Source organism: Eubacterium sp. AB3007, assembly GCF_000688015.1.
GTDB lineage: Bacteria > Bacillota > Clostridia > Peptostreptococcales > Anaerovoracaceae > Aminicella.
The window spans coordinates 1033288-1056884 of sequence record NZ_JIAD01000001.1; the positions used below are offsets into that span (position 1 = coordinate 1033288).

General features: G+C 55.5%; 24 protein-coding genes. 7 read left to right on the forward strand and 17 right to left on the reverse strand.

Annotated features, from left to right (window positions below; translation table 11 throughout):
• Positions 1-130: 130 nt before the first annotated feature.
• From P156_RS0105170 to P156_RS0105215, 10 genes are all read right to left on the reverse strand, one after another.
• Complete coding sequence (locus P156_RS0105170; RefSeq protein WP_027869217.1) at positions 131-1192, reverse strand: histidinol-phosphate transaminase; 1062 nt, start codon at positions 1190-1192, stop codon at positions 131-133.
• Between the two features lie 17 nt (positions 1193-1209).
• The gene (cbiB, locus tag P156_RS0105175) at positions 1210-2256 is read right to left on the reverse strand and encodes an adenosylcobinamide-phosphate synthase CbiB (RefSeq protein WP_081818456.1); all 1047 of its coding nucleotides are present in this window, start codon (positions 2254-2256) and stop codon (positions 1210-1212) included.
• An 80-nt stretch (positions 2257-2336) separates the two neighbouring features.
• Entirely contained in the window at positions 2337-3701 is a 1365-nt protein-coding gene (locus tag P156_RS0105180; RefSeq protein WP_027869219.1) for a cobyrinate a,c-diamide synthase, read from the reverse strand.
• Positions 3694-4926, reverse strand: a complete 1233-nt coding sequence (cbiE, locus tag P156_RS0105185) for a precorrin-6y C5,15-methyltransferase (decarboxylating) subunit CbiE (RefSeq protein ID WP_027869220.1) — start codon at positions 4924-4926, stop codon at positions 3694-3696. The genes P156_RS0105180 and cbiE overlap by 8 nt, the downstream gene beginning before the upstream one ends.
• Positions 4923-5663, reverse strand: a complete 741-nt coding sequence (gene cobK, locus P156_RS0105190; RefSeq protein ID WP_027869221.1) for a precorrin-6A reductase — start codon at positions 5661-5663, stop codon at positions 4923-4925. Before cobK ends, cbiE begins: the two co-directional genes overlap by 4 nt.
• Complete coding sequence (cobJ, locus tag P156_RS0105195; RefSeq protein ID WP_027869222.1) at positions 5660-6394, reverse strand: precorrin-3B C(17)-methyltransferase; 735 nt, start codon at positions 6392-6394, stop codon at positions 5660-5662. The genes cobK and cobJ overlap by 4 nt, the downstream gene beginning before the upstream one ends.
• A complete protein-coding gene (locus P156_RS0105200; RefSeq protein ID WP_027869223.1) occupies positions 6387-7382 on the reverse strand; it encodes a cobalt-precorrin 5A hydrolase in 996 nt (331 codons plus the stop codon). The genes cobJ and P156_RS0105200 overlap by 8 nt, the downstream gene beginning before the upstream one ends.
• Positions 7382-8137: a precorrin-4 C(11)-methyltransferase gene (gene cobM, locus P156_RS0105205; RefSeq protein ID WP_027869224.1), complete on the reverse strand. Its 756-nt coding sequence runs from the start codon at positions 8135-8137 to the stop codon at positions 7382-7384. The genes P156_RS0105200 and cobM overlap by 1 nt, the downstream gene beginning before the upstream one ends.
• A gap of 14 nt (positions 8138-8151) precedes the next feature.
• A complete protein-coding gene (gene cbiD, locus P156_RS0105210; RefSeq protein ID WP_027869225.1) occupies positions 8152-9306 on the reverse strand; it encodes a cobalt-precorrin-5B (C(1))-methyltransferase CbiD in 1155 nt (384 codons plus the stop codon).
• Positions 9307-9309: 3 nt separating this feature from the next.
• Entirely contained in the window at positions 9310-10431 is a 1122-nt protein-coding gene (locus tag P156_RS0105215) for a hypothetical protein (protein WP_027869226.1), read from the reverse strand.
• A gap of 421 nt (positions 10432-10852) precedes the next feature.
• Here P156_RS0105215 and P156_RS0105225 point away from each other — a divergent pair, with 421 nt between their 5' ends.
• Together P156_RS0105225 and deoD are read left to right on the forward strand one after the other, a co-directional pair.
• The gene (locus tag P156_RS0105225) at positions 10853-11500 is read left to right on the forward strand and encodes a hypothetical protein (RefSeq protein ID WP_027869227.1); all 648 of its coding nucleotides are present in this window, start codon (positions 10853-10855) and stop codon (positions 11498-11500) included.
• Between the two features lie 81 nt (positions 11501-11581).
• Entirely contained in the window at positions 11582-12289 is a 708-nt protein-coding gene (deoD, locus tag P156_RS0105230; protein WP_027869228.1) for a purine-nucleoside phosphorylase, read from the forward strand.
• A 107-nt stretch (positions 12290-12396) separates the two neighbouring features.
• On the opposite strand, the gene P156_RS0105235 is transcribed toward deoD, so the two are convergent.
• The 5 genes from P156_RS0105235 to nadE form a co-directional block, all read right to left on the reverse strand.
• The gene (locus P156_RS0105235; RefSeq protein ID WP_027869229.1) at positions 12397-12585 is read right to left on the reverse strand and encodes a hypothetical protein; all 189 of its coding nucleotides are present in this window, start codon (positions 12583-12585) and stop codon (positions 12397-12399) included.
• Between the two features lie 62 nt (positions 12586-12647).
• Positions 12648-13499, reverse strand: a complete 852-nt coding sequence (locus P156_RS0105240) for a 3-keto-5-aminohexanoate cleavage protein (RefSeq protein WP_027869230.1) — start codon at positions 13497-13499, stop codon at positions 12648-12650.
• A gap of 14 nt (positions 13500-13513) precedes the next feature.
• Positions 13514-14440, reverse strand: a complete 927-nt coding sequence (locus P156_RS0105245; RefSeq protein WP_027869231.1) for a 3-hydroxyacyl-CoA dehydrogenase family protein — start codon at positions 14438-14440, stop codon at positions 13514-13516.
• Positions 14441-14710: 270 nt separating this feature from the next.
• Positions 14711-16171: a UDP-N-acetylmuramoyl-L-alanyl-D-glutamate--2,6-diaminopimelate ligase gene (locus tag P156_RS0105250; protein WP_027869232.1), complete on the reverse strand. Its 1461-nt coding sequence runs from the start codon at positions 16169-16171 to the stop codon at positions 14711-14713.
• A 10-nt stretch (positions 16172-16181) separates the two neighbouring features.
• The gene (gene nadE / locus P156_RS0105255; protein WP_027869233.1) at positions 16182-16955 is read right to left on the reverse strand and encodes an NAD(+) synthase; all 774 of its coding nucleotides are present in this window, start codon (positions 16953-16955) and stop codon (positions 16182-16184) included.
• 149 nt (positions 16956-17104) lie between these two features.
• Here nadE and P156_RS0105260 point away from each other — a divergent pair, with 149 nt between their 5' ends.
• The 5 genes from P156_RS0105260 (at position 17105) to P156_RS0105280 (ending at position 22476) form a co-directional block, all read left to right on the forward strand.
• Complete coding sequence (locus P156_RS0105260) at positions 17105-17782, forward strand: TIGR00266 family protein (protein WP_027869234.1); 678 nt, start codon at positions 17105-17107, stop codon at positions 17780-17782.
• Positions 17783-17846: 64 nt separating this feature from the next.
• On the forward strand, positions 17847-18650 hold the full coding sequence (gene proB, locus P156_RS0105265; protein ID WP_034802264.1) for a glutamate 5-kinase: 804 nt from the start codon (positions 17847-17849) through the stop codon (positions 18648-18650).
• A gap of 3 nt (positions 18651-18653) precedes the next feature.
• On the forward strand, positions 18654-19907 hold the full coding sequence (locus P156_RS0105270) for a glutamate-5-semialdehyde dehydrogenase (RefSeq protein WP_027869236.1): 1254 nt from the start codon (positions 18654-18656) through the stop codon (positions 19905-19907).
• A gap of 30 nt (positions 19908-19937) precedes the next feature.
• Positions 19938-20696, forward strand: coding sequence for a hypothetical protein (locus tag P156_RS0105275; RefSeq protein ID WP_027869237.1), 759 nt, complete (start codon positions 19938-19940; stop codon positions 20694-20696).
• A gap of 394 nt (positions 20697-21090) precedes the next feature.
• Positions 21091-22476: a TrpB-like pyridoxal phosphate-dependent enzyme gene (locus P156_RS0105280; protein ID WP_027869238.1), complete on the forward strand. Its 1386-nt coding sequence runs from the start codon at positions 21091-21093 to the stop codon at positions 22474-22476.
• A gap of 98 nt (positions 22477-22574) precedes the next feature.
• Here the strand turns inward: P156_RS0105280 and P156_RS0105285 are convergent, their stop codons facing one another.
• Together P156_RS0105285 and P156_RS0105290 are read right to left on the reverse strand one after the other, a co-directional pair.
• Positions 22575-22793 (reverse strand): LPXTG cell wall anchor domain-containing protein, encoded by a 219-nt coding sequence (locus P156_RS0105285; RefSeq protein ID WP_027869239.1) that lies wholly within the window; start codon positions 22791-22793, stop codon positions 22575-22577.
• The gene (locus P156_RS0105290) at positions 22790-23563 is read right to left on the reverse strand and encodes a response regulator (RefSeq protein WP_027869240.1); all 774 of its coding nucleotides are present in this window, start codon (positions 23561-23563) and stop codon (positions 22790-22792) included. Before P156_RS0105290 ends, P156_RS0105285 begins: the two co-directional genes overlap by 4 nt.
• Positions 23564-23597 lie beyond the last annotated feature (34 nt).

Consider the following 23597-nt stretch of genomic DNA (forward strand, 5'->3'; position numbering starts at 1 on the left):
TAGTAAACCCAAATATTTACATTTATAGGTATGATTATTCAACAAATCGCCCACTGAATTCCGTCAAGTTGAATCTAACTACGCTTCAACGGAATTCGACACGTCTGACCACCGCACTCTGCCCCAGATCTCATCTCATCAACACAATTTCCATGGTTCGTAGCAGCCGCTCGTTCTCTGCATGCGTCCGTACTGCCGTCCGAAACCATCCCGGGCCCAGCCCGCAGTAGTTGTCGCACCGCCGGAGCAGGATCCCATGCGCTTCCATCCGGTCCGCCAGATCCGCAGGCCCCCGAAACAGAAAATAATTGGCCTCTCCCGGAATCACGGCAAGTCCCAGGTTTTCCAAACCCCTCTGCACAAAGCCTCGTTCCTCCAGGACCAAGGCCCTCACTCTTTCCACGTATTCCGTTTCCTTAAGTGCCGCCAGCCCTGCCTCCTGCGCTAACTCAGACACGGCCCAGGGTTGCCCCGCGGCCCGCATCTTCTCCATGGCCGCGGGGCTTGCCGTCAGCAGATACCCAAGCCGCGCCCCCGCCATGGCATATAACTTGGTAAAGGCGCGCAGGATCAGCATGTTTGGAAACTCTTCCAGCCGACACATCATACTATGCCCTTCCGGATCCTCCAAAAACTCATTGAAGGATTCGTCCAGGAACAGGATGATCTCTCGTTCCCTGCAAACCTTCGCGATCTTTGCAAGGAGTTCCGGATCCGTGGTCACACCGGTGGGGTTGTTGGGCTCGCACAGGAAGACCATGTCGATGTCCTCCCGCAAAGCATCCAAAATTTCCGGTCCTACCCGGAAGTTCTCTCCTTCCTTCAGCGGAAAACGAAGCACTTCACAACCGGCATTCTGCAGCGCATCCTCATATTCTGCGAATGCGGGCGCCGTCACCAGTGCCCTGCGCGGCGCCAGGCCCAGGGCGGCGCGATAGATCAGGTCTGCGCCGCCACCACCACACAGCACCTGCGCCGGTTTCACGCCGCAGTGCCGGGCGATAGCCACACTCAGTTCCCGGGCAAGCGGATCCGGGTAAAGCTCTAGCTTATCTGCCGCCTTCCGGATCGCCTCTGTCACCCCTGCCGGAACCCCCAGTGGACTGACGTTGGCCGAAAAATCCAGCGGCATCTCTCCATACTTATCCAGGTAGCTCTGCCAGTCTCCTCCATGGGTCAGTCGTTTTTCCATACTCATGTCTCCTATCGCTAAAGCAGCCCGTCCAGCGCCATCATGATCAGTAGTCGGATACTGGCAAACAGCAGACACGCCAGCACGGAGGCCACGTACATCATCCGGTTGGTCCTCCGAATATCTTCTGGCTCAATCGGCCGATCCGGGTCCCCGATGGTGGGTTTCTCGTAGAGCTCCCCGAAATAATAGGCATTCCCTGCCAGCTGGATCCCCAGAGATCCGGCACAGGCAGATTCCGTCTGTGCCGAATTGGGACTGGCATGATTCCTCCGGTCCCTCTTCCAGATGCGCCAGGAACCTTTGGCATCGTGTCCTGTCAACGCCGCCGCACAGATCCACAGCAAAGCTGCCAAACGCGCCGGCAGATAATTGGCCACATCATCCAGCCTGGCTGCCGCACGTCCGAAATTGATATACTTCTCGTTCTTATAGCCCACCATGCTGTCCATGGTGTTGATGGCTTTGTACATGAGTGCCAGAGGGGCACCGCCAATCGCCATGTAGAAAAGCGGCGCTGCCACGCCATCGCTGTAGTTCTCTGCCACCGTCTCAACCGCCGCCTTGGTGACCCCTTCCGCGGAAAGATCTCCGGTATCGCGTCCCACGATCCGACCAACCGCCTCCCGTGCGGCAGGCAGATCCACCTCCGGCACCAGCTTGCGATAGACGTTCATGCTCTCCTTTCGGAGCCCCTTTGCTGCCAGGCACTGCCAGCACCAGAGAAGTTCCAGCGCCACCCAGATCCACGTGTGTATGAAGTACCCCATCAAGAGCACGACCCCTGTTACCACCAGGGTCATCAGTGGGATCGCCACAGCCATCGCGGTGCCCGCTGTCCGTTCTCCTCTCTCGTCCTTTGGGAAGAGGCGCCGCAGATCCCGCTCCATCATAGATATACCCTTCCCGATGATCACCACCGGATGGGTCAGCCAGGAGGGGTCTCCCAGCAAAAAATCCAGCAAAAGCGCCGCCAGGCAGATCCCACTGACCAGCAGTTCCGGATGTTCTGTAAGATAATGTATCGTCACTTTGTCATTTGCTCCTTCTATGGTGTCTGTCATACTCCTGTCGACTCAGAGAATGTAGTAGCTGATCTTTGATTCTATAGTGGCCGAGACACCATGTTTTCTTATTTTGGCCACTACAGCACGCCGCCTTTCCTGGCTGCCTCTACGAACCTTGCAGCAAGCTCCGGCTTCCCTGCCAGATATAGATGCGGGAATCCGGCATACAGCGTGTCCGTGGCATAGGCCTCATCCCAGCTGCGGCCGCTTACAGGTTTAACAGCGTGGATAGCCTGGCCATTGGCATCGGAATCCCAGTAGTGAAACTCATGCACCCTGTAGGATTCCCCCTGTCGGAATAGCATACTGTTCCCGCCATTGATCTCGCTGTACCCAAACCGCACAAGGCGATTTTGGCGGGTAGCGGTTCCATGAATCACGCCGCCCATTGGCCAAAGCCTTCCATCCGCATCCCCCAGTTCATCGTGGAGGTACAGGAATCCGCCACACTCCGCGATGGTGGGCAGACCATTCAGAACGGCCGTCCGAACGGACTTGAGCATGGAACGATTCGCGGACAACTGCTCGGCGTATAACTCTGGGTAACCTCCCGGAATATAAAGCCCTCCAATGTCCTCCGGCAGTGCGCCTTCCGTAAGCGGACTGAAGAACACCAGCTCCGCACCGGCATCACGTAACGTGTCCAGCGTTTCCTCGTATAGAAAGCAAAACGCATCATCACGGGCCACGGCGATCCGCACCGGCACAAAGTCTTCCTTCTGCCGGGCCGATTCCATCACATCGCCTCTGAACGCCTCGTCATCGCATTCTGCGATCGTCAGAAGCCGATCCAGATCTACGGTTTGGTCTATCTGGTCTGCGATGGCATCCAGCCGAGACCGCAGATCTTTGATCTCTCCCGCGGTATAGAGCCCCAAATGACGACTCTCAAACATCGCCTCTTCCATGTGGGGCAGATAACCGACCACTGGGATGCCGCACTCTTTCTCGATCATGGGCCCCAGTGTCTGGAAAAGCATAGTAGAACAATCATTCAGCAGCACCCCGCAGATGTGGCTGTTCTGCCGAAAATCCTGCAGTCCTCTGATCTGGGCCGCAATGGTAAGACTGGCACCCTTGGGACGCACCACAAGGATCACGGGCAGATCCAGGGTATCCGCCAGATGCCAGGCGCCGGCTTCGGTGGTGGTACCACCCACTCCATCATAGAATCCCATCACGCCTTCGCATACGGAGATACCGTAGCCTTTAGAATATCTGTGAAACATCTCCCTGACCCGATCCGGGCTAGCCAGAAAGAGGTCCAGGTTGTGGCTCTCCATATCCAATACTGAACGATGGAACATGGGATCGATGTAATCCGGACCACACTTGAAGGCGCAGGGTGAGAACCCTTTTCTGGCCAGAATGGTGAGCATTCCGCAGGTGACAGCGGTCTTTCCGGTACCGGAGGCAGGCGCGGCGAACATGATTTTACGCATGGCATTCTCCTTCCGGTTCCTCCCATCTCCCACTGATGACAAACACCGGGTTGTTGGCCAGCATCATGTGTTTACCAGCCACCGGCTTCCCTTCTGTGACCTGGATCTGGGTCACCTCCACAGCCAGTCCCTTCTTCTGGAGAATATCAATCGCTTCCATAGCTGTCTCCAGCAGGATGGCGGTGACACAAAACCTCGCCTTCGGATTCTTTGACAGGGCACACTCAATGCTTGGGAGCATGCTCCCTTTGGTGCCTCCCAGGAACACTGCATCCGGCGCCGGCAGGTCAGAGAGTGCTGCCGGCGCCATCCCGGCGGTAACATGGATATTCCAGGCGCCAAACCGGCGTCGATTCTGTTCGATCAGTTCCACCCCTTCCGGGTTGGTTTCCACCGCATAGACCTGTCCCATCTGTGTGGCAAGGGCCATCTCTACCGATACGCTTCCCGTGCCGGCCCCCACGTCCCACAGGGTCTCCCCTGCAGCGGGCTGCAGGCGTGCAAGGATGGCAGCCCGCACGTCCCGTTTTGTCATGGGCACCTTGCCTCGGAGAAACTTCTCATCCGGGATCCCCGGGCCGAATGTCACCACTTCTGCAGCCGATGCCTTTTCTATCAGCATCACTGACAGGGAATCAAAGGTCTGGTCAGCCAGCTCCGCCGCTGACCCCCGTATGATTCTTTGATACCCGGTTCCCAGCTGTTCACCCACCGCCACCGGCAGATCGCCCAGACCGGCCTCCGTAAGCTGCCTGCAGAGAACCTCTGGCGTCAGCTCCCCTCCCGTCAGAAAGAAAGCGGGTTTCCCCTGCATCACCGCTCCCACAGGATCCAGCTGGCGTCCATGGGCGGAGAACAGATTCCAGTCCTGCCAGGACTCGCCCAAGGCGGCCGCCAACAGCTGGATGCTGGAGAGGCCTGGACGCACCTCAAATGAATAGCCCTTCTCCCGCAGCAGGGGGATCAGCTGCTTGCTCCCAGAGTAAAACCCTGTATCCCCGCTGTACACCACGGTGATGTTCTTCTCCGGTGCTGCTTCGATGGCTGCCATCACATCTCTGGCGATGACCGCCTTCTGTGTTCTTCCCTGAATGATCTCTTCCAGATCCTCTAGAAGCCGCGCTGCTCCGATCACCAGATCAGCACTTAATATGGCTTTGTTCACTCCCAGGGTGGTCATGTCCTCCCGGCCGCTGCCCATCCCTGCCAGTATTATTTCTTTCATATTCTTCTCCTGCAATACGCAACGATCTCTTCCATGGATTCGCCGCTGTCCTGAGGCCGGGCGATCACGATGGTGAACACCCCTTCCTCCTCTGCGGCCCGGACTTTGTCCATGAACCCGCCGGCCTTGCCGCTCTCCTTGGTGACCATAAGATCGATGCAGAACTGGTCCATCAGCGCCCGGTTCAGGCGATCCGAAAAGGGACCTTGCATGGCGATGATGTTGCGGTGCGGGATCCCCGCGGCCTCGCAGGAAGCCAGACTGGATGCTGTCGGAAGCACCCGGGGATATAACCGCTCTCCTCCCAGCACTCCGTAAGCCGGCAGATCCTTGGAACCAGTGGTCAGGAGCACACGCCCTGGATGCTGCGTCAGGTAAGCTACCGCCGCCTCTACCGAGGGCACGATTGTCATGGCGCACCTGTCCGAAGTCTTTTCTGCAGGACGCACCAGCCTTTTCAAAAGCACGCCTGCCTCCTGACAGGCCGCCCGGATGTTCTCCGACACCTCTACCGCATAGGGATGGGTGGCATCCACACACAGATCTATACCACGGAGCATGGACACCATATCTTCCCGGTCTCTTCGTCCTGTTACCACAGATACTCCCACAACCGAGGCCTGTTCTTCTTCGCCATATTCGGTGGCCACAGAAACGATTACCTGGTGACCCTCCTCTACCAGGATCTCCGATAGTTCCCGACCGTCCGAAGTCCCGCTGAATATCAATACCTTCATCTCTTCTTCTCGTATCCTCTGGGGGTCACCATTCTCCCGCCACAATCAATGGTATTGGAAGACCCAATGAACACAGTGGTGAACATGTCGATGGGCTCTTTCGGCAGATCTTCCAGAGTAGAGAGCCCCTTCTCCTGTCCCTCTCTGCCAATGTTCTTCACCCAACCACAAAGCGTTTCCGGCTCCTTCCATTCCATCAGAATCTCGCAGGCCCGCTTCAGATGCTCTGTTCTCTTGTGCGATCTTGGGTTATAGAGGCAGATGGCAAAATCCCCTTTTGCCGCCAGCCGCAGACGCTGCTCGATCACTTCCCAGTCTGTCAACAGATCCGACAAAGAGATCACACAGAAATCATGCCCAAGGGGTGCTCCCAGTACTGCCGCGCCGGAAGAGGCCGCAGTCACACCAGGCACTACCTCGATCTCTACATCCGGATAATCCGGAAGAAGCTGGAGCAGCAACCCCGCCATCCCATACACGCCGGCATCGCCGCTGCAGACCATGGCCACGGTCTTCCCCTCCTGGGCTTTCTCCAGCGCCATCTCACAGCGCTTCTGTTCCTGCATCATGGGAGTGGTAAAAAACTCTTTTCCAGGATACAGATCTTTCACAAGATCCACATACACCGTATACCCGCAGATCACGTCAGAGACCTCCATGGCCTTCCTTGCCTGCTGTGTCATATACTCCTCGCCGCCGGGGCCCAGCCCCACCGCATACAATCTAGTCATCCTTGTCTCTCCAATCCGGTGTGAACGCCCTTGCCGCAGCGGCAATGGTCACACCATCCTTAGCAAACTTCCTGAGCAGTAACTGCCCTCCGGCCTCCGCCAGAGCGCTCCGCTCACACACATTGTCCACACCGGTCACCTTCTTTACCAGCTCCGAAGCGGTGAATTCTCCGGGGACTTCCTTCAGTTCCCCGGCACTATACGTCCGGAAAGGCCACCCATGCTCCCGGCAAAACGCCTGCAGTCCCTTCTCGTCCTTTTTCAGGTCGATGCTGGCAACGCCGACGACTGCCTCTTCTGCGAGCCCTGTCTCCGTACACATTGCCCTCCAGGCGGCTTCGATCTTCTCCTGCACTGTCCCCCGTCGGCAACCGATGCCCAAAGTCACCACCTGCGGCACGATATGCAGTGCCTTCCCCTGCACAAAAACATCCAGGCAGATGTCCGCCGGCTCCCCGGCCGGTATCACCTGTATACCATCCGGCACCTCTCCGCCAACTGTAAACGGGCTGGCAAACCGCACACTCTTCCCTGCCAGGAGCCGGGTGGCGATACCCAGGATCCGTTCCTTCTCCAACAGATGGCATCCCTGTACCCTCGCCCAGGCATCTACCGCAAATACACCGTTTACATCAGTGGCCGTGGTGATCACCGGCAAACCGTCGATCAGCGCTGCGATCCTGCGGGCCAGATCGTTGGCACCGCCCAGATGTCCTGACACCAGGGAAATCACGAAGTTCCCTCTTTCGTCGATGACGATCACCGCGGGATCGTGGGCTTTGTCTACCAGATGAGGGGCGATGCTCCGCACCGCGATACCGGATGCTCCCACGTAGACCAGCCCATCCGCACACCTGAAATTATCCGCTGTCCACGCGTAGCTGCCGTAAGACTTGCGGCTTCGGGTCACCTCCCCGCCCAGTGTTTCTGCGATCCGCCGGGCCAAGACCTCGCCCTGCTCAGAAAAAGCCAGATACTTAAGTTTCATTATTCCGAGGCCTCTCTATAGCCGGTGGCGAACTTAGGATGGTAGAGCAGGCTGCGGTCGTATTCCTTTCCCAGAAAATCCCCTACCATGATCAGCGCCAGACGGGTGATGTTCTCCTCTTCAGCGCGCTGGGCCATGTCCTTCAGGGTACAGCGGATCACCTTCTGGTCCGGCCAGGTTGCTTTGTAGACAATGGCCACCGGGGTATCCTCGGTGTAAGCTCCCTTCAGCAGTTCTTCCCGCAGCTTGGGAATCATCCCGGAACTCAGGAAGAGGACCATAGTAGCCCCGTGTTCCGCAAAACTGGCGATGCTCTCGCCCTCCGGAACCGGCGTCTTTCCCTCCATACGGGTGATGATCACGCTCTGACTGATGCCAGGAAGGGTGTACTCGGCGCAGATGGCAGAAGCTGCTCCGGAAAAAGCGGAGACACCGGGTGTATCGTCGTATTGGATCCCCATCTCATCCAACCTGTCCATCTGCTCCCGAATGGCCCCATACAGGCTCATGTCTCCGGTGTGCAGGCGAACGGTCTCCTTGCCGTTCTGCTCGTTGTCCTTCATGACCTGCAGCACCTCCTCCAGCGTCATGACGGCGCTGTCATAGATGTCGCAGCCTTCCTTGGCCATATCCAGCAGGGCCGGATTCACCAGGCTTCCTGCAAAGATAATACTGTCTGCCTTCTTCAAAAGTTCTGCGCCTCTCATGGTGATGAGATCCGGCGCTCCAGGGCCTGCCCCAACAAAATGTACCATATCTGTTCCTCCCTCTATTGCAAGGCGCCCTCCCGGCGCCACTTATCCATTAACTCTTGTCCTGTATCGGTAATGCCCAACACTCCGTAGACATTGGAGAAGGTCATCGCTCCGATCCGGAAGTTATCCCGTACCCGGTGATCCAGCTGCCATTGAATGCTGTCCACGATACTGGCCATGGTCTGTTCTGCCACACTTGCCGCCTGCATGATCTCGATGCAGGAATCGGTGGTGGCAGCGGTCATGAGCCGGCGGCAGACTTCCGTATCGGCGCCGGCTGCCGCCGCATGGGCGGTGATGATCTCCTTCCTGCAATCGGCTGACCTGGAGTGGGTGTTCATCACCCCGCCTGCCACTTTCACCAGCTTGCCAATGTGTCCCACCAGGAGCACTTCTCTAAATTCCATGGTGGCCATCATGTCCAAAGTCTCTCCCAGAAAATTGCTGAACATCAGCACCGGGATCTGTCCTCCGGCCAACCCATAGGTGGTCAGAAAATCCTTTCCGTAGTTCCCCGGGGTGATGATGAGGCGGTCAGACTCCGTCCTCTTCTGCCGCAACTCCACTTCTATTGTGTCGATGAGGGCCTGTTCGCTCATAGGCGCTACGATTCCAGAGGTGCCGATGATGGAGATCCCTCCCACTACCCCCAGCATAGGGTTGAAGGTCTTCCGGGCTCTCTCCTCTCCGTCCGGAACGGAGATGGTCACCTCCAGACCACCCTCCTCTTCTCGGCCGGCCAGCTCCAGCTCTGCTATGGCAGCGTCTCTGATCATCTGCCGGGGAACGTGGTTGATGGCTGCATTTCCCACCGGCTGATCCAGCCCGGGCTTGGTGACCCGGCCTACACCGCTGCCGCCGTCGATATGGATCCCCAGCTCCGGGCTCCACCGCACCGTGGCGGTCACCAGCATGCCGTCGGTGACGTCGGAATCGTCTCCCGCATCCTTCCGTACGGTGCAACTTGCGGTCGCCTCTGTTACATGCCAGGTCTCTGGTTCCACTTCCACCAGGATCCCCTTGGCAGTCATGACGCTAAGAAGACCCGGCTCTTCAGCGCCAAGCAAAAGCCTGACCGCCCCCTGGGTCGCCAGAGCCGCACAGGTCCCGGTGGTGTATCCCATGCGCAGGACTTTGTCCCCGCTCCTCATGTAATGCTCAAAAGCCATCGTCTATCCTCTCTTTGCTGCTGCCGGAATGATCAACATTGCCGCTGCGACCGCAATCAAAAGAATCGCTGCCGCGGACCGTTGCTGTTTCTGTTCGCGTGCGGCCTGCGCCACAGCTTCCTCCTGTCTCCCAAAGATCTCACCATAGGCCAGCGCCCATGCCCCCCGTTCATCTGTCTCTGCTCTATCCAGAAACAGGGGAATCCCAAGAGTGATGAGTTTCCCTGTCACCTCCGGGGTCGCGGCCGCTTCTGGAAGTACACAAAGCTTTGTGCCTACACGCACGACTTTCGCCGCATCGAACCCTCCACCAGGGGCTGTCTTTACCCCCAACTTCGACAGAAACGCAATGGCATCGGATCCGTAGACATAGACCGGGGCCGCCCCCTCGGGAATGATCACAAAATCCTTCTCGATCCCTGCCGGTGCTTCGATCTTCTCGGGTAGTATCAGGTAGTTGACCACCTTCTGCCCATATACCCCTTCTCCGTCGGCCTTCCCTCGTTCTACCTGGATCACAGTGCCCTCTTCTGCATATCGAAAGAGTCGAAGATGCTGCGCGCGGGCAATCTGTTCGCCTTTCGGAAATCCGGGGATCATCGGAGCCTCTTCAAGCAGTTTTCTCTTCATCGCAGCGTGCTGCTTCTGCAGACTTGCGGTATCGAATGCCTCTGTACCATCTGCTTTCACGCCTTTCTTCCCTATATATATCTTATATGGAATCCAATGTGGCTGAGACATGGCGGTCGTGCGCCCCTCGATCTCCAGGTTGGTATTCAGTTTCACCGGTACCCGGAAGGTAGCCGTGTCGTCGCTGGCCCCAGTGCGTGCAAAACTCTTCCCCATGACCTTCAAGTAGTCATAATGAGCGCTGGCAAACTCCAGTTCCGCATAGGCACCTCCGTTCTCTACCAGAATGCTGTTACATCGGATGTACTCCAGTCGTCCTGAGCCGCCGGACCAGGCGAAGTTGTCAGGTGTGTATTCTCCATCGGGCAGATCCACAGCGTTAAATGCCTTGGCAGAGGCAGCCGCACTGCTTGCTGCCCAGGTAGCCGCAGAAGCCAATGCAATGAGCACAAGCCCTATGATGATGACGATTCCCAGCCTCTTGGTGTTCTTCACATTCTCCCTCCCTTAGGCACAACAAGAACAGGGCACCTTTCCCTCCTCTTCATTGGCTCCCTGTAGGTATTTCCAACATTGATTATACACCAGCGACAGGTAATTGTAAATCGTCTTTGTCATGGCGGCCGCCCCTTGCTTGCCCCAGTCGGCCGCACGCCCTTCCATGCACATTCTTCCGTCATATGCCTCAAGTACAATAATCAACGGAATTCTGGGAGTTCCAAGGTGTCCAGGAAGGCCTTCCTTCGCTGCCTGCAGAGCTAAAGTGTATAGGGCAACGTGTAAAAAACGATTCTCTCTTTACTTCCTAATAATACTTTTCAGACTATTACCTTATATTACATATTATTCCATATATTCCTTGACATTCCATACGCGTCGGAGTATAATCCTGATACCGAAAGGAAAGGAGGCAGGCATGATCACTACTAACGATATACTTGTGGATCCGTTGACGGAACTATTTCATAGAAAAGAGCTTTGTGATAACGCTATGTCCTGCCTACCTGTCGGACGTCTTGCAAGCTCTGAAAAGAACGGGCAGCTTTACTACGAAGGCTTTGTGGACGGCCAGCGGTTCACCCTGAAGCGGGACGACCCCCGGATTACAGCGTTTTCTGACAGGCATCTCGTCGCAGCCACCCAAAAAGCCATTTCCAGAAAGATCCACTCTCTGGAGCGGGGAAAAATCGAACCGATCGTATTTGATCCAAACCTACTCTTGCCGTCCATATCACGTGTCTACCAGCACCCAAGCACGGAGATCTTTAGGGCGATGGGCTTTCAGGATGCGAGGAACTGGGCAACTGCGCCTTACGAGAAAAATGAAAACCATCCCGAAAGCCTGATCATTCGTTCCAAACAGGGGACGCTGGTGCGCTCGCGTATCGAGGCCGGTTTGATGGATATCTATGCTGATCTGTATGACGAATTTGGCGTCCTGATCCGGTACGAGCCTGCCTTCACCGATATCCTTTACACTTTCGAAGGTCCCGGCGGCAGCCTCGACTATCCATTTCTGAAGGAACAGATCCGAAGCTTTATCCTTAGGAATCTGACCTTCTGAGTTCCCAAACTGACTCCCTTATGATACACTGTAAACAGACAGGTTCCAGGGGAGAACCGAATAGAAAGAAAGGAGACCGCTATGTCATTACATATTTCCACCAGCCCTCAGGCAAAACCCGCCCCATCCGTACTGATGCCGGGAGATCCCCTTCGGGCGCAGTTCATCGCTGAGAATTACCTGGATGGCGCCGTGCGCTACTCCGAGATCCGTAACATGTATGGATATACCGGCACCTACAAGGGTGTCCCTGTTTCTGTTCAGGGAAGCGGCATGGGCATGCCTTCCATGGGCATCTACTCCTACGAGCTTTTCACAGCGCATGGCGTTGAGAACATCATCCGAATCGGCACCGCCGGTTCCTTCAACCCGACCATCAAGGTAGGCGATATCGTCTGTGGTCTTGCCGCCTCCACCGATTCCAACTACCAGCACGCTTTTGATGTGCCCGGTCTATACGCCCCCTGCGCCAGTTATGGTCTTCTGCAGAAGCTTCAGGCTGCCAGCGAGGACAGCGGCATCCCCTTCACCGCTGGCAACATCGTATCCTGCGACGTTTTCTATGAGACCACCGACGACTGGTGGAAGCGCTGGGCCAATATGGGTGTCATGGCTGTGGAGATGGAAGCGGCAGCTCTCTACATGAACGCCGCCTACACCGGTAAGAACGCCCTGGCTATCATGACCATCAGCGACCACTTCGTCACCGGCGACAAAGCCACCGCGGAAGAGCGTCAGAAGACCTTCACCGACATGATGGAACTGGCGCTGGAGGCTGCAGTCAGGTAGCAGGTTTTCCAACCCTTCAGTAAAGCATTCAGACCTCCTGCTGCTGCAGGAGGTCTGATATTGCCTTGTAACTTCAATTTTCAGAAAGATTCTGACTACCCTATTACCTACTCTACTTCTTCATAATCTGCGTCATCCAGTGTGCGTGCTCCGTCCTTCTCATAGATACCAGGTTCATCGCACACCGGACAATGTCCGAAGTCATCCCCGAATTCCGGGATCAGATCGATGGCATATTTGAACTTTCTGCCACACTTCGGGCAGTGATAGTACATAAATCCAGGTCCCCAGGTCATAGGTCTTCCTCCTTACTTTTGATCCGCAGCTGCAGGGCCAGTCCCACAACTGTCTGAAACCACTATTTCAGGCCCAGGATCTGACGTGCTTCATCCGGAGTAGCAGGCTCGCATCCGAACTCACGGATTACGCGAACAGCTCTCTCGATGAACTGCTTGTTGCTGTCAGCAAGCTGTCCCTTAGCATACATAACGTTGTCTTCCATTCCAACACGGATGTTTCCGCCCAGAGCGATGGCAGCGTACATGATCTCCATTGCACTGTGGCCAACTCCGAAGCAGGACCATGTGGAACCCGGGCACAGCTGGTCCATGGTTTCTTTCATGAATACCAGGTTCTTGGTGTTTCCTGGGATACCATTAGCACATCCCATGCAGAACTGGAAGTGCAACGGGGTCTTCAGGACGCCCTTCTTGACGTAATAAGCAGCATTGGCGATCATGCCCGGATCGAACGCTTCGATCTCCGGCTTGGTGTTGGTCTCCTGGAACAGGGCACCCAGTTCCTCCAGGAACTTCGGGCTGTTCAGGAACAGGCCGCTGTTCAGCCAGTTCATGGAACCGCAGTCATAGGAAGCCATCTCCGGCTTCAGTTCCTTCACGTGCTCCATTCTGGTCTCGTCGGTAGCGTTGATGTCACCGGATGTGGTCAGGTTCAGAATGATATCGCAGTCAGGATAACGCTCGTGGATCAGTTCCACGGTCTCACGGAACAGGTTGTGGTCCATGGTTCCGTCACCATTCTCATCTCTCATGTGCAGATGAGCGATAGCAGCGCCTGCCTTCCAGCACTCATAAACATCGTCGGCGATTTCAGACGGTGTCATCGGCACGTTCGGGTTATTCTCCTTCTTCGGCCATGCGCCAGTGACAGCAGCGGTGATGATTCTCTTGTTCTTCAAAGCTTTATCCATTGTATATTTCCTCCTTATTTATATAACATTTTGATCAGATAGGCGTTCAGGTCCTCGTTGCACTTCTTGATGTCTTCCTGAGACCACTTATAAAACCCTTCTCCGCTCTTGAATCCCATCTTCCCCTCTTCCTTCATCTTGACCAGGAGTGGAGACGGACGGTGGCTGTCCTCGATGTGTTCCAACACATAATCATGAATGTTGTAAGTCAGATCAGTACCGACCATGTCAGAATTCTCAAGGGGTGCCAACTGGGGCAACCGCAGCCCAAAAGAGTTCTTGATGGCCGTATCGACGGTGGCCGCGTCGGCGATGCCATTCTCTACGATGGAGATAGCCTCCCTCCACAAAGCATGCTGCAACCGGTTTGCGATGAACCCTGGCACATCCTTATTGCACAAGCAGGGCTTCTTTCCGATCTTTGTCATGAACTCCATGACGGTATCCGCGGTCTCCTGGCTGGTGGCATCGGTACGGACCACTTCCACCAGGGGGATCAGATGTCCCGGATTCCAGAAGTGCGTTCCGGCAAACCGCTCGCGGTATTTCAGTTCCTGACTGATCTCAGACGGACTCATGACAGAAGTATTGGTGCAGAAGATGCAGTCCGGACGGCAACGCTCTTCCAGTTTGGCGAAGGTCTCTCTCTTGAGATCCATGTTCTCAAAGACGGCCTCAATGACCAGATCCGCATTCCTGACACCGTCGCTGTCCAGATCCTCGGTGAAGGAGATCCGGCGCAGTCGTTCTTCCAGTTCTTCTTCAGACAATACACCGGCCTCTACCAGCTGACGGGTGTTCTGGCGGATTCCGTCCTGTACGTCCACCGGGCGCACATCATAGATCACGACCTGATACTCGGCCACAGAAGACACGACATAGGCGATATTCTTGCCCATCAGTCCGCCGCCAACGACCAGTACATTCTTAATATCCTTCATGTTCCTACCTTTCCGGGTCCGGCGAATCCACCAACCCAACGATCCTTCATATATATTCTTATTTACTTATATAAGCAACCACCATGCCAACGGACCGGTTCCTTCAGATTTCAACCTTTTCACCTATCCTCACACCTATCAGGCAGTCGCAAAAAAACAACATGTCTCAGTTTCGCAACTAAAAAGTTGTGTAACCGAGACATCCCCTCATGGTCAAATCAGACATACTTCACATATTGGTCATGCAGCGCAGTCAGACCCTCGCATTGCCTAACCAAGCCGCTTCTTCAATTGCCGACGCATCACAATGTGATCTCCATCCCAGGGAGCACGTCCCTCTTCCATATACATGTAAGGTTCGTCCCCTTTGCCCAGAATCAACACCACATCGCCGGTATTGGCCATATCCAGCAAGGCGCCGATGGCCTCCTCCCGATCCAGGATCACCTGATAAGGACAGCCTGCCCTTTCCACGCCCACAGCTAATTCTCTGGCCACCTCTGCGGGATCTGCATCCCGAGGATCCTCCAGAGTCAGCACGATCCCGTCACAGTAGCGCCCCGCAATCTCCCCCATAACAGGGCGTTTCTCGATATCCCGTTTGCCGGGGCATCCGAACCCCGCGTAGATGTGACCGTCCTTTCCGGCTATTTCCCTGGCAAACTGAAAGATCTTCTCATAGCCATCCGGGGTGTGTGCATAGTCCACGATGGCCATAAAGTCCTGGCCCTCGTCAATAATCTCCATACGCCCCTCCACCTGGGGGATAGAGTCTGCCCGGGCGATGATATCTGCCAGAGGCATACCCATCTCATGCATGGCGGCCATGGCTGACAGCAGATTGCTCACGTTGTACTTGGCAAGCAGGTTGGTCTTCACCGGATAATGCTCACCGCCGTGCTCCAGCACGAAGGACGTCCCCCGCTGTCCATATTCCAGTTCCCTTGCCACATAGTCCGCCGGCGTATCAATACCATAGGTCACATACCGGCAGGCACAGACCTCCTTCAACAGATCGATACTGGCTGCATCATCCGCATTCAGCACCGCCACACCAGAAGGCTTGATACCGCGGAACAGCAGGCTCTTCGCCTGCATGTAGTTTTCCATGGTCTTGTGGTAATCCAGATGATCCCAGGTCATGTTGGTGAAGATAGCGCAGTCAAAATCCACCTTCTCCACACGCCGCATGGCCAGCCCGTGAGAACTGACCTCCATGGCCACGGCCTCCGCGCCCCGTTTGCGCATCTCTGCCAGATCGCTGTGGACCTCGATCACATCCGGGGTGGTCAGAGACGGAAGCACGTCCATGTCCCCGAACCGCACACCGTTTGTCCCCATGTAGCCACAGGGCGCATAACCACCGTAGATCCACTCGATTATGCTGGATACAGTGGTCTTGCCATTGGTGCCGGTGACCCCGAACACGGTCATCTCCCGGCTGGGACTTCCGTAGAAAAGATCACTGAGCCGCCCCTGCTCCCCCTTCACATCGTCACACTGAAAGAACACTGGCATTACCCCGCCCCCGTACTGAGAAACGTCTACCGGCTCACTATGCACCACGGCAACAGCCCCGTTTTTGACAGCACTTCCGATGAACTTATGTCCGTCCAGAGCCGTACCCTTGATGGCAAAGAATATGTTCCCGGGTCTTACACTCCGGGAATCCACAGAGAGACCGGTCACCTCCAGGGCCGGTGCTCCCTCAAACATTTCGCTAAGATACATAGGTTCCCTCCTACTTCGCCTTGATGCTCCCGGCGTACTCAAATGCCGGCATCAGGGAGAGCTTGAACAGGTTTACTTTGTGACGATGGTCGATGTTGGCCTTCACCTCCGGATCCTCGCAGACACCGGTCCGGATGTAGCGATCCAGAGCATCATAGGTGAAGCCCAGGTTCTCTTCATCCGTAAGAGGGGTCAGACCGTCAATGGGAACTTTGTAGACCAGGTCGTGAGGCAGCCCCAGGACTTCGCCCACCGCACGCACCTCCTGAACCGTCAGTCTGCAAAGTGGAGAGAAATCTCCGGCGCCGTCGCCGTAGCGGGTGTTGTAGCCCACCCAGTCTTCTGACAAATTGCAGGTGTTGGCTACCCTGCCATTTCTGGACTGTGCTACTGCATAGGTCGCCGCCATCCGCAGCCTGGCCGGCAGATTGGTAATGGTCTGCGCAGAAGGCTCTGCCCCCATCTGTGTACGCATCTCCTCCAGGATTCCATCAAAAGCCGCGCGGATGTTCAGGATCACGTGGTCGATGCCCAGATGCGCCACCAGTTTCTGGCTGGCGTCGATATCCGCCTGCTCTCCATTAGGGAGCAGCACGCCGAACACTCGCTCCCTGCCCAGCGCTTCTACACAAAGCCCTGCGACCACAGAACTGTCCTTGCCGCCGCTGATCGCCACCACCGCATTGCAGCCCGGTCCGTTCTCTTCAAAAAAGTCTCTTATCCACTGTACGATCTCATCCTTGACACGAACAGGATCGAAATGATCATCATAATACTTACCCATACTGACACTCCTTTGTAATCTCATCTGCACCTATTCTATCACATTCCATGCGGTTTCACAATTTCTTCCCTCATATTTTACTTCACCTAGCTTCCAGAACATGGTATACTTAAGCATATAAGATAACGTTCCGACCGAAAGGAGTCATTATGCAATATAAAATCATCGGGGACAACTTCCCTACCGTCATCTGCAATCTGAACGCAGGAGAGAAAATGATCACCGAGAGTGGTGCCATGGCATGGATGAGTCCCAACATGAAGATGGAAACTGTTGGCGGCGGCGTCAAGAAAGCCCTTGGACGTATGTTCTCCGGCGACACACTGTTCCAGAACCACTATACCGCGCAGGGCGGGCCTGGTGAGATTGCCTTCGCCTCCTCCTTCCCTGGCAAGATCGTCCCCATTGAGCTCAAACCAGGCATGGAATTCATCGTTCAGAAGTCTGCCTTCCTGGCCAGCGAGACCGGTGTCAATCTGGACATCTTCTTCCGCAAGAAATTAGGCGCTGGCCTTTTCGGCGGCGAGGGATTCATCATGCAGAAACTGTCTGGACAGGGAATCTGCTTCATCGAGATCGACGGTGCCCTCCACGAGTACACACTGGCTGCTGGCCAGAGCATCGTCATCGACACCGGTTACCTGGCCGGCATGGATGCCACCTGCACCATGGATATTCAGTCGGTTCCCGGCGTGAAGAACATGCTGCTGGGCGGAGAGGGGATCTTCAACACCGTGGTCCACGGTCCTGGCAGAGTTCTTCTGCAGACCATGCCGATCAACGCCGTAGCAGGCGCACTGAACCCTTACATCATCACTTCCAACTAGTTTTTTCAGCCCGCCCCGCGGCGGGCCTTTTTTCAGGCACCAGAGCCTGCCATACAGGAGAAATATGTATAGAAACATGATCAAAGACAGCAAACGCATTGTCATCAAAGTAGGCACCAGCACCCTGACCCACGAAAACGGGAAACTGAACCTCCGCCGGATCGGCGATCTATGTCGTGTGATCACCGATCTGCACAACGCCGGCCGGGACATCATCCTGGTCACCTCCGGCGCCATCGGCGTGGGCATGGGCAAGCTGGGGATCGAGCGGCGTCCGGTGAGCCGGATCCAGCGCCAGGCGCTGGCGGCAGTTGGACAGTGCGAGCTGATGTTTATCTATGACAAACTTTTCGGAGAATTCAACCAGACGGTCGCCCAGGTGCTGGTGAACGCAGAAGCGGTGGACGAGCCTGTCTCCAGGCAGAACGTGCTGAATACCTTTGAGCAGTTGTTGGAGATCGGTGTCATCCCAATCGTAAACGAAAACGACACCGTCGGCACCGCGGAGCTGGATGGACACAGCATCGGGGATAACGATACTCTATCCGCCATCGTAGCCACGCTGATCGATGCAGACGCGCTGGCTATCCTGACGGACATCGACGGGCTTTTCGACAAGAATCCCGCCAAGGATCCCACTGCCAGATTGATCCCCGTCGTACCGGAGATCACTCCGGAAATCATCAAGCTGGCCGGCAAACCCGGTTCCCGGCTGGGAACCGGTGGAATGGCCACCAAGGTGAGCGCAGCAGATATTACGACCATGGCAGGGATCCCCTGCTGTGTGCTGGCGGGAAACGACACAGATAACCTGTACCGTCTCTTCGACGGCGAAGAGATCGGTACTCTGTTTTTACCAAAGGAGTAACCAATGAGCGAACTTACGACCATGGGCAACCGCGCCAGAGAAGCCGCTCGCCTTCTTCGTGTCGCGAGCGACGGAGCCAAATCCTCAGCGCTCCGTTCCATCGCCCAAGCGTTGATCGAGCATACCGACGAGATCCTGGCGGCCAATGCGAAAGACCTGTCTGCTGCCAGAGAAACCGGTATGAGCCAATCTATGTTGGATCGTCTGGCCCTCTCCCGGGATCGGATCCAGGGGATGGCTGATGGTGTAGAAGCGGTGGCCGATTGGCCGGATCCAGTGGGCCACATCCAGGAAGAGTATACGCTACCAAACGGCATTCTTGTTCGCAAGGTCAGCGTACCTCTTGGCGTTGTGGGAATCATCTTTGAGTCCCGCCCCAACGTCACCAGTGACTGTGCCGCCCTCTGCATTCGGGCTGGCAATGCCTGCATCCTGCGCGGCGGCAAGGAAGCCTTTCAATCAAACAGCAAGATCACTGAGATCATGCGAAATGCCCTGGCAGTCACCGACATCCCAGAGGACGCGGTGCAGCTGGTCATGGATACAGACCGCCGTTCTGCCAAGGAACTGATGGAAATGACTGGCTATATCGATGTACTGATCCCCCGCGGCGGAGCCGGACTGATCCGCAGCGTGGTGGACAACGCCAAGGTCCCCGTGATCGAAACCGGAGCAGGCAACTGCCACATCTATGTGGACAAAGCCGCGAACATCGAAATGGCTGCCGACATCGTGGTGAATGCCAAGACCTCCCGGCCTTCCGTTTGCAATGCGGCGGAGCACCTGCTGGTGCATCGGGACATCGCCGAAGAGGCGCTCCCGGTGATCGCTTCCAGACTTCGGGAGAAGGATGTCGAACTTCATGTGGATGCTGCGGCGGGCGCGATCCTTCGTGGCGGATCCGACGTGCTCCCCGCCACCGATGCAGATTGGGGCACCGAATACATCGCCCTGACCATGGGCATCAAGATCGTAGATTCACTGGAGGAAGCCGTCGACCACATCGAACGCTGGTCTACGCACCACAGTGACTGCATCGTAACGGATGACCAGGAGGCGGCCGACCGGTTCCTGGCTGGTGTGGACTCCGCTGCCGTCTATCACAACGCTTCCACCAGATTTACCGACGGCGGGGAGATGGGCCTGGGGGCAGAGATCGGGATCTCCACCCAAAAGCTTCATGCCCGCGGTCCCATGGGGGTCAACCAACTGGTAACCTACAAGTACACCCTGTGCGGGAATGGACAGATACGCTAGCGATATTCAAATTTTTCCAGGAGGATCATCATGAGAACACAGACAAAAAGAATTCCTTTCATCTTTCTCGTTGTTGCCATCACCCTTGTCTTCAGCATGGCTTTGTCTACGGAAACGTCGGCTGCAAAGACAAAGAAAATGAAGCTCCCCACCAAGATCACCTGCTACGCCTACACGGGCGGCAAATGGGCAGCGCAGAACACCCTCACCTACAGCTACAACAGCAAGGGCGATGTGATCAGCGGATCGGACAAGGACTACCATTTCAAGGTTTCCTACAAATACAAGAAGGGGAAGAAGACCAAGGCGACCGTCACGGGCAACGGCATAGCCGGCACTTTCACCTTCGACAAGAAGGGACGGATCAAGAAGTTCAGGGACAGCGATGGTGATACCACCGTATACCGCTATGGCAAGAAGAATAAATGGTTCTCATTTGGTGAAAAAGGCGGAGAATATGACAAGTACGTCTTTTCTTACAAAAAGAAAGCCCTGGTCAAAGCGAAGATATATACCGAAGAAGGCTATTCTGAAACCCTCCATTACAAGAACAACCTTCTGACCAGGTTCGGAATCCGTGAGACGGTCACCTACAAGATGAACGGCGCCTATGTGAGCACGATGTTCACCAAAAACGATTCTGGAAAGAAATACAAATTCGTGTACCAGTACGGAAACGCCAAGGCACCTAAATCCCGTTACTACAAGATACTCAACGGCGATGAGCGCGCCATGATCCCGGTCCTCATCGACAGTCCGCATACCAGAACGCTGTTGGATGAGCTCTAGGAAGCCGTTTTCCACACATACCAGTTATTTTGTGATTTTTCACAAAAACTATTGACATTCTTCGTCCATTGATGTAACATACATACATAATTCAATAACCCCTAAACCAATGAGGGAGAGTGAGTAGGCTTTGTGCCCTGCTTCTGAGAGAGCCGCCGACGGTGAGATGGCGGTAGGTAAGAGCAAGGCTGAATGGACTCCTGAGGGCGAACCGAACGGGCAGGATCCCAAGTAGGCGAGACGGAGAACAAACTTCGTGACCAAACTGAGCATATGATGGTATGCGCAAGAGCGGGCGTGTCAAGCGCCAAGCCGGGTGGCACCGCAGGAGAACTATACCCCTGTCCCAGCAGATCGTTGGGACAGGGGTTTTTGCTTTACAAGGAGGTAAGAAATGTCAAAGAAAACTAGCACCATTCCATACAAGATCTATCTCGAAGAGAGCGAGATGCCGACCCAGTACTACAACATGCGGGCGGACATGAAGAAGAAACCGGCCCCTCTGGTGAATCCGGGTACAGGGCAGCCGATGACCAGAGAAGAACTCTGCGGAGTCTTCTGCGAGGAACTGGTGGAGCAGGAACTGGATGATACCACACCGTTCATCGAGATCCCTAAGGAAATCCGGGACTTTTACAAGATGTATCGGCCTTCTCCCCTGGTGCGCGCTTACTGTCTGGAGGAGAAACTGGACACACCGGCCCACATCTACTATAAGTTCGAGGGGAATAACACCAGCGGCTCCCATAAGCTGAATTCCGCCATCGCCCAGGCTTACTATGCTAAGAAGCAGGGACTCAAGGGAGTCACCACGGAGACCGGTGCCGGCCAGTGGGGCACCGCCCTTTCCATGGCCTGCAGCTACCTGGACATGGATCTGAAGGTGTATATGGTGAAGGTGAGTTATGAGCAAAAGCCCTTCCGCAGAGAGGTCATGCGCACCTATGGCGCAGAGGTCACGCCCTCTCCATCCATGACCACGGAGATCGGAAAGAAGATCAACGCGGAGCATCCGGGCACCACCGGATCACTTGGCTGCGCCATCTCTGAGGCGGTAGAATATGCTGTCTCCCATGAGGGTTACAGATATGTGCTGGGCAGTGTGCTGAATCAGGTCCTCCTGCACCAGAGTGTCATCGGTCTGGAGACCAAGGCGGCGCTGGACAAGTACGGGATCAAGCCCGACATGATCATCGGATGTGCCGGTGGAGGATCCAATCTGGGTGGACTCATTGCGCCCTTTATGGGAGAAAAACTCAGGGGAGAAGCAGATTATGAGATCCTGGCCATCGAACCAGCCTCCTGCCCCAGCTTTACCAGAGGGATCTATGCCTATGACTTTTGCGACACCGGGGAGATCTGCCCCCTGGCCAAGATGTATACGTTGGGCAGCCAGTTCATCCCCTCGGCCAACCACGCAGGCGGCCTCAGGTTCCACGGGATGAGCACGACTTTGTCTGAGCTGTATGATCAGGGCCTGATGAGTGCCAGAGCCTACGAGCAGACAGAGGTGTTTGCAGCGGCTGAGCAATTCGCCCGTATCGAGGGGATCCTTCCCGCCCCGGAGAGCAGCCACGCCATCAAGGCCGCCATCGACGAAGCTCTGAAATGCAAGGAAACCGGCGAAGAGAAGACCATCGTCTTCGGCCTCACCGGCACCGGCTACTTCGATCTGAAGGCCTACGAACAGTTCAATGACGGCACCATGACCGACCACATCCCGACGGACGAGGAACTGGCCGAGGCGAGGAAATGCCTGCCTCAGGTATCTGCGGTGTAAGGTTCTGTCTGCCTTCAACATGGGGCTGCTTCCCAAAGCATTGAAACATGCCGATGGCAGCAGCCCCATAAAACGAGGAAGTCTCACTATCCCTGAAGTCAATCCAGCTCAGCTGGATGCCCCTCTCTCTTCGCCATTCTTTTTCTATGCCAAACAAGCATGGCCGTCAGTAGGATCAGTGCCACCAGAACAAGTCCGATCCAGATGGAGAAGGGCGTTCTGTCGCCGGTCTTCACATATGTGGCAGATCTCTTCGCTTTCTTCTTTTTACCTCCGGTGACCCCTTTCTTCTCCTTATCCTGATCGACTCCCTTCACCTCAGTTTCCGTAACAGGCTCTGTAACAGGCTCATATATTCCCCCCGGTATACATCGAAGAACGATCCCCCGTTTTTTTCCAGTTCAAAATAATCACAAGGAATCTTGTCCGGCACCACACCGATCATGCCGCGTTGCCTGATCAATGCTTCGCTTCGGTCAACACGCGAGAAGACCTGCGCCAGATCCGTCTTCAGATTCTTCAGATAAGATGCCTTCTTCCGAAGATCCTGATCCCCCCACAGTACAGACACGAGTTCCTGGTTCGTACACATGGCGCCGCGCCGATCGATCAGATACGCCAGAAGTTCCTTAGTTTTCTGGTAACGGAAAGCGACAGGCCTCCCCTCCACAAAGCATTCAAAAGCCCCGAAAGTCCGAATATAGAAATCCGGTTTCTCCTTCGATCGCTGCTCCACACCGTACTCCTGATTCCAGTGGAACTCCCAGTTGATCTTTTCTTCCGTGACAGGCCTTACGATATATCCGGACACGTGAAGTTGAAATGCCTTCATCGTGTACTTTTCGTTTCCAGCCAGCACCACGACCCTCGTTTGTCTGGAGACTTCAACGATCCTTTCTTCCAATGACGGACAACCGTTTTCGATCCATTCCGCATCGAAAAAAATATACTCATAGGGACTCTCCACCGTCCTCTTCAACATACTGTTCACATCACGCGCGATGTGGACCGAGCATCCTCTTCTCATGATGATGTTCTTCATATACTCGGCTTCGTTGTAATCTGTAAGGCCGATCAGGACCAACATTTTCGGCACCTCCTCGATTTACACGTTGAAGTCA